General features: G+C 53.1%; 7 protein-coding genes. 2 read left to right on the plus strand and 5 right to left on the minus strand.

Annotation, left to right across the window (positions count from 1 at the left end; genetic code table 11):
- Positions 1–252 precede the first annotated feature (252 nt).
- Together gpmI and HWQ67_RS11055 are read left to right on the plus strand one after the other, a co-directional pair.
- Complete coding sequence (gene gpmI / locus HWQ67_RS11050) at positions 253–1,878, plus strand: 2,3-bisphosphoglycerate-independent phosphoglycerate mutase (protein WP_218252744.1); 1,626 nt, start codon at positions 253–255, stop codon at positions 1,876–1,878.
- A gap of 11 nt (positions 1,879–1,889) precedes the next feature.
- Positions 1,890–2,984 (plus strand): NADH:flavin oxidoreductase, encoded by a 1,095-nt coding sequence (locus tag HWQ67_RS11055; RefSeq protein ID WP_218252745.1) that lies wholly within the window; start codon positions 1,890–1,892, stop codon positions 2,982–2,984.
- Between the two features lie 499 nt (positions 2,985–3,483).
- Here the strand turns inward: HWQ67_RS11055 and HWQ67_RS11060 are convergent, their stop codons facing one another.
- From HWQ67_RS11060 to HWQ67_RS11080, 5 genes are all read right to left on the minus strand, one after another.
- Complete coding sequence (locus tag HWQ67_RS11060) at positions 3,484–4,479, minus strand: AAA family ATPase (protein WP_218252746.1); 996 nt, start codon at positions 4,477–4,479, stop codon at positions 3,484–3,486.
- A gap of 252 nt (positions 4,480–4,731) precedes the next feature.
- Positions 4,732–5,052: a hypothetical protein gene (locus HWQ67_RS11065; protein WP_218252747.1), complete on the minus strand. Its 321-nt coding sequence runs from the start codon at positions 5,050–5,052 to the stop codon at positions 4,732–4,734.
- The gene (locus HWQ67_RS11070; protein WP_218252748.1) at positions 5,039–5,413 is read right to left on the minus strand and encodes a hypothetical protein; all 375 of its coding nucleotides are present in this window, start codon (positions 5,411–5,413) and stop codon (positions 5,039–5,041) included. The genes HWQ67_RS11065 and HWQ67_RS11070 overlap by 14 nt, the downstream gene beginning before the upstream one ends.
- Before the next feature lie 3 nt (positions 5,414–5,416).
- A complete protein-coding gene (locus HWQ67_RS20555; protein ID WP_425340719.1) occupies positions 5,417–6,022 on the minus strand; it encodes a DUF6242 domain-containing protein in 606 nt (201 codons plus the stop codon).
- Positions 5,916–6,290 (minus strand): hypothetical protein, encoded by a 375-nt coding sequence (locus tag HWQ67_RS11080; RefSeq protein WP_218252750.1) that lies wholly within the window; start codon positions 6,288–6,290, stop codon positions 5,916–5,918. The genes HWQ67_RS20555 and HWQ67_RS11080 overlap by 107 nt, the downstream gene beginning before the upstream one ends.
- Positions 6,291–6,528 lie beyond the last annotated feature (238 nt).

Raw genomic sequence — 6,528 nt, forward strand, 5'->3', positions numbered from 1 at the left:
GATTGATGAACCGTCAAATACGCCTAAACCTAAGAAATTAACACTAAAAGACTTGGAGGTACTGGAGGTATCATGCTTAACTTAACACCTATGGGGCTGAGGGGGGGGCGGAGCCGCCCCCTTCTTCTTTCTCTTCTTTCTTCTTCTTCTTTTTTGTCTTGCTTTATAGGTTAGGTTAGTCATAATATATATGATGCTGATTTAGCCGGAGTGCTGTTTACAATGAATTTTAAAATAGGAGGAATACGATAAATGGAACGACTCAAGACTATTGACGGATTTGAGGGCCGCAAGGGGCCGCTGCTGCTGATCATAATGGACGGGGTTGGACTCGGCAGGGAGGACGACAGCAACGCCGTACACCTGGCCAAGACGCCAACGCTGGACAGACTCTTTAAGAGCGATTTTTTTGTCCCCATTGCGGCGCACGGTGAGGCGGTGGGACTGCCCTCGGATGAGGACATGGGCAACAGCGAAGTGGGGCACAACGCCCTTGGTGCGGGCAGGGTCTTTGCCCAGGGCGCCAAGCGGGTCAACGAAGACTTTGCCACCGGGGCGGTCTTTGGCGGAGCGCTCTGGAACAAGATCGTCCAACGTGCCAACAACGGCGGGGCAGTGCACTTCATCGGGCTGCTGTCTGATGCCAACGTCCACTCAAACATAAACCACCTCTACCAGATGATCGAAAGGCTGGCCGAATCGGGGGTCAAGAAGGTCAGGGTTCACCCGCTCCTGGACGGTAGGGATGTCGGCCCACGCACCGCCATGACCTACGTTGAACCCGTTGAGGCGCTCCTGAAAAGAGTCCGCGACGAAAAAGGCTTCGACTACGTGATTGCCTCCGGCGGGGGCAGAATGAACGTCACAATGGACAGGTACTGCGCCGACTGGAACATCGTCAAGCGCGGATGGGACGCCCACGTCCACGGCATCGGCAGACAGTTCAGGTCGTGCAGCGAGGCCGTTAATACCTTCTACCAGGAGGGCGTGGATGACCAGTATATGGGCGCCTTTGTGATCGTGGATGAGGGCGGCAACCCCGTTGGAAAGATGCAGGATGGCGACTGCGCAGTCCTGTACAACTTCAGGGGCGACAGGGCCATTGAGCTTTCGCAGGCATTTGATGCCGGCAGCGACTTTAAGCACTTCGACAGGGGCAATGTCCCCGATGTCCTGTACGCCGGCATGATGGAGTATGATTCCGAGGCCAAGGTGCCAAAGAACTACATCGTTCAGCCTCCGCTTATACAGCAGACCGTCGCAGAGTACCTGGCACTTGAAAATATAGGGATGTTTGCTATTTCGGAGACGCAAAAGTACGGCCACGTGACCTACTTCTGGAACGGCAACAAGTCCGGATACATCAACGCTGACCTCGAAACCTACGTAGAGATCACCTCTGACAGGATACCCTTTGATCAGGCCCCAAAGATGAAGGCATACGAAATCACCGAAAAAACCATCGAACTCCTGAAGTCTGGGAAGTTCAAGTGGGGACGCCTCAACTTCGCAAACGGCGACATGGTCGGACACACCGGCGTCATGGAGGCGGCCATCACGGCAGTAGAAACCGTGGACGAGTGCGTTGCCAAACTCCTGAGCGTTGTTGAGGGCCTTGGGGGCACCGTCATCGTGACGGCTGACCACGGAAACGCCGATGAGATGTTTGAGGTCAAAAAAGGCAAGAAGACCGCCAAGACATCGCACACGTTAAACAAGGTACCCTTTGTGATCGTGGACTTTGGCTTTAAGTCGGAGTATCGCCTCTCCGGGGTCAGCAATCCCGGTCTGAGTAACGTGGCGGCCACGATCTGTAACCTCCTGGGGTTTGAGAAGCCGCCACAGTATGATGCCTCACTTATCAGCTTTACCAAATAAAGGAGCGTCCTATGTTGTTTGACACATTCTTTATAAGAGACCTTAAGCTGAAAAACCGCCTGGTTCGCTCGGCCACCTACGAAAAGCGTGCAGATGAGCGGGGGTTTGTCACGGATGCGCTTATTGAGTTTTATGAGACGCTTGCCTGGGGTGGAGTCGGTCTGATAATCACGGGCAATGCCATTGTGCATCCATCGGGGTTTTCCGTGGAGCGGGCGGTGTGCATCTACGACGACGCCTATGTACCGGGCCTAAGGCGTCTGGCGCATGCCATACACAGGTTTGACGGTAAGGTCGTTATGCAGATAACACACGGCGGACGGCAGTGTTATCCCGATATGCTTGGAGGCAATCCCCCGATAGCGCCCTCTGCCGTCTATGAACCAATCTTGAACGTGACCCCGCATGCCATGACGGAGGATGAGATATGGGAGGTGATCGGGGCATTTGGCAGTGCAGCCAAGAGGGTGCAGGCATCGGGGTTTGACGGCGTACAGATACATGCGGCACACGGCTACCTGATCAGCGAGTTTCTCTCCTCCCACACAAACAGACGGGAGGATGACTGGGGTGGCGACGAAGAGCGGCGTTTTAGCTTCCTCCAGGAGGTGATCAAGGCCATCAGGGCAAATGTCGATGCCGACTACCCCGTCATGATAAAGATGAACTCCTCCGACTTCCTCAAAGACGGAGGGTTGACCCCGCAGGAGAGCCTCTCAATTGCCCGGAAGTTGCAAGGGTTGGGTATCGACGCCATTGAGGTAAGTGGCGGGATGTTTGAGTCAGACGTCAGGCTCAGGGCTGCCCGTGGGGATATTCTAAAACCGGAGGATGAGGCCTACTTCAAGGAGACGGCTGCCATGTTTAAGAAGGAGCTGGACATCCCCGTCATCCTGGTTGGCGGAATTCGCAGCAGGGCCGTGTGTGAAGAACTCCTGGTGAGCGGTTGTGCGGACCTGATATCGCTGTCCAGGCCGCTGATACGTGAGCCGGACCTGCCTGAAAAACTCCGCGATGGCAAGGAAAAGGCCGACTGCATCTCCTGTAACGGTTGCATGAGGTTCAAGAAGCTTGACATGGTCAGGTGCATCCAGATAGAAGACTAGCAGGAAAAAAAAGAAGGGAGGGAGCGTAGGACAATCACATTTGACCGTAAGAGAAGAAAAAGGGGCGGCTCCGCTTCTTTTTCGCTCCAGGTCGCACCTGGCCCCTTCAGAACCACCCGCAAGGGGAGGGGCGAGGCGCAATCTTGTCGCAGCGGGGGGCGAGCCGCCCCTGGCTCAATTGTCGCACCCGCCCCGGCCACAAAGAAGTCCCTTTGACCCCGTAAAAATGCCACATTTTTTGTACTTAATCCAATCGAAATCTGCATTAACTCCTCAAACTCTATATTTAATGCCGTCTTTATCTCAAAATCAGGGAATAACTCTCTTATCAATTCACAAGCGATATTCATGGCTCCTTCCAATTCGTACCGTGCGATGAACTTGGCCTTCTCATCTGGCCACTTCAACACCGGAAGGTTCAGTTAAGGTGGTAGCGATATCGTCCATTTAAGTAGGGGACTTCTTTATGGTGGAGATCATCTGTTTTCCTGCTCTTTTGCTATGGAACTTCCATCTTGTTCAGGATCGTTTTTATGATATCCTCGGAGGTTTTGTCTTCAGCCTCGGCCTCGTAACTGACAATGACCCTGTGCCGCAGGACATCCATCGCAATGGACTTGACATCCTGGGGTGTGACAAACCCCCTGCCCTGTATGAAGGCATAGGCCTTTGCCGCAAGGACGAGGTAAATAGTTGCCCGCGTTGAGGCCCCGTACTGGATCAGCGCACTGAGTTGCTGGAGCTTGTACTGGGCCGGTGTCCTGGTTGCAAAAACTATGTCGATTATGTAGCGTTCGATTTTTTCGTCCATGTATATCTCATCAACCATCATGCGGGCATTGAGAATATCGATGGGTTTGACTATGGGATAGGCCTTTATCTCCCTTGACGTAAAGGCCATGCGTTTAAGTATGTTCAGTTCGTCCTCCTTGCTGGGATAATCGACCTTGACCTTGAGCATGAACCTGTCCATCTGTGCTTCGGGCAGGGGATAGGTACCCTCTTGTTCGATGGGATTCTGCGTGGCCAGCACCAGGAATGGTTCTTGCAACTTAAACGTCTCATCGCCAATGGTCACCTGACGTTCCTGCATAGCCTCCAGCAGGGCGCTCTGAACCTTGGCAGGGGCACGGTTGATTTCGTCGGCAAGAATTATGTTTGAAAATATCGGCCCCCTTTTAACTGAGAACGTCGCATCCTTAGGATTGTACACCATCGTGCCAAGTATATCGGCAGGGAGCAGGTCGGGCGTAAACTGGATGCGCTTAAACCCCGTCTGGATGCTCTGGGCAAGCACCCGCACCGCCGTGGTCTTGGCCAGCCCAGGTACCCCCTCCAACAGGACATGGCCGTTTGCAAACAGCCCCACCAACAACCTCTCAAGCAAGTACCTCTGACCAACTATTACCTTCTCTATTTCGGAGAGCAAGAGCGAAACAAACGCACTCTCCTTTTGTATCTTCTCGTTTATGGCTGCTATTGCACCATCAAGCATTGTCTGATACCCTCCACTGTATAATGGCCATAGTATACTTGAAATTGTTCAACAAATACAACCCTTACCCATGCCCGAAAAAAACGTGCCATTTCAATGGCCGTCCTGCTTTACCCGTGTGTATGGGATTATTGATAACGCCAAGAAGGGGTCAAGAGGCGCTGCCCCCTCCTGGAGCGAAAAAGAAGCGGAGGGGGTGGGGCACCCCTGCCACAAACCGCCCCTTTCTTTTTTTTGTTTCTTCTTCTTGCCTTATAGCACCTGCATATCGGTATTGCCATCTGCACTGATGCGGAGGAGGAGAAAGCCGTTTGCGGGCTGCTCAAATGAACACACCGCGCAGTTTGACGAAACGACTTCGGTGAAATACACGCTGCACGCCACCTCTACAACGCCACTACCAACCGCCTTGAAGCTGTCAACATGTACCGACACGTCATCATAGGACGGAAAACCACCGTACTGACAAAACCTCTCCAACGGTAAAAGCCCCTTCTGCCGGGCAAGCTCCCCCTTAAGGACGTCTACAAAGCCGTCCTGCCCAAAGTGCCGGATGCTCTCAACCAGCCTCACCCGACCCCTCCTGCGGCAAGACCTCTACACTGACGTCCCTACTGAAGCCCATGTACTGAAAGCTAACCATACTTTTGCCCACCTCAAGGCCCTCAACCTGCAGACCATCAACCCTCACGACCGACGGCGACCCGGCAACGACCTTGATGGCGCCAACGTCGTCAACCTCGCGGTAGGCCCTGCCGCGGTCATACTGCACGTACACCCGACCGACGGTTGCAATGGAGCGTGTGCTGCCAACCTGCAACTTCACGCTACCCTCTGTCGACTTTCCGGCCTCTATCGGAAAGACAAGCTCTATGCCGGTAGGCTCCTGCGGCTCGTACAACGACGACACACCATCACCCGCCCTCTGCCGCACCTGCTATGTCCTGACGGGCGCCGACTCACCGAGCAAACGCCTTACTCCGGACTGCCTCAGTGGTCTGAGGACAAACTTGCTCAACGCCCTGTCGAGATAATCAGAGACCCCTGATGTCCTGTTAGTCCAGGTCACGCCATCGTATGAGGTCAGGATGGTGCCTTTGTCCCCCACGACGACAAACGTGTTGTTGCCATAACCCACTGCATTGAACCAGGCAGGAGAATCGGATGTCCTCTGAGTCCATGTAACGCCATCGGGGGAGGTCAGGATCATACCGCTACCCTTGGTGTACCCCACGGCAACAAATATGTTGCTGCCATAGATCACCGCATTGAGTGCATTATCAGAGCTGGACGTTGAAGAATCTGAAGCCGTCTTAGTCCAGGTCACACCATCGGGTGAGGCCAGGATGACGTAAAATTTCGCGTAAAAACTGTAACCTACATATTTGGAGCCACTCCCCACGGCAACAAATGTGTTATTGACATAGCCTGCCCCATTAAGGGCATAATTCGGAAGTAGAAGTCCCCTTAGTCCAAGCCGCACCATCTGGCGAGTTAAGGATGGTGCCTTTGTCCCCCACGGCGACAAATGTGTTGTTGCCATAGACTACTCCCCTGAGCCAGTCCTTAGCAGTGAAGGTCCCCTTAGTCCAGGTCACGCCATCGGGTGAGGTCAGGATTGTGCCTTTATCCCCCACCGCAACAAATGTGCCGTTGCCATAGCATACTGCAGAAAGGTCATGATTGGCATATGGAAACGGACTCCTCCAATGCCAGTTGTCAACGGCATCCGGATAGGCACTTAGCGGAAGACATGTTATCAGCAACAAAGCAATACATACATGCAATATCTCTTTTGTCTTTTCAATCATCTGACATTCTCCTTATTGAAACAGTCTTTGCATCTATAGATAACATACTGCATCATAAGTTTTTTTTTGTGATCGCAAGAAAAGTCAGGATGCGTTTGTTGTCACAACCAATATTAGCTGACGGTATCTTCTTTATATTTCATGGTAACTATACTTTAAGGCAAGAAAGAAAGGGGCGGCTCCGCCCCCCTTCAGAACCCCCCGCAAGGGGACCAGTCCCCTTGACCCCATTTTACCA

Source organism: Candidatus Magnetobacterium casense (genome assembly GCF_019173545.1).
Lineage (GTDB): Bacteria > Nitrospirota > Thermodesulfovibrionia > Thermodesulfovibrionales > Magnetobacteriaceae > Magnetobacterium > Magnetobacterium cryptolimnobacter.

What these genes read in the sequence shown, in the direction of transcription:
- gpmI (WP_218252744.1), top strand. Translation starts at nt 253, where the DNA reads ATGGAACGACTCAAGACTATTGACGGATTTGAGGGCCGCAAGGGGCCG.
- HWQ67_RS11055 (WP_218252745.1), top strand. Translation starts at nt 1,890, where the DNA reads ATGTTGTTTGACACATTCTTTATAAGAGACCTTAAGCTGAAAAACCGC.
- HWQ67_RS11060 (WP_218252746.1), bottom strand. Translation starts at nt 4,479, where the DNA reads ATGCTTGATGGTGCAATAGCAGCCATAAACGAGAAGATACAAAAGGAG.
- HWQ67_RS20555 (WP_425340719.1), bottom strand. Translation starts at nt 6,022, where the DNA reads ATGGCAACAACACATTTGTCGCCGTGGGGGACAAAGGCACCATCCTTA.
- HWQ67_RS11080 (WP_218252750.1), bottom strand. Translation starts at nt 6,290, where the DNA reads ATGATTGAAAAGACAAAAGAGATATTGCATGTATGTATTGCTTTGTTG.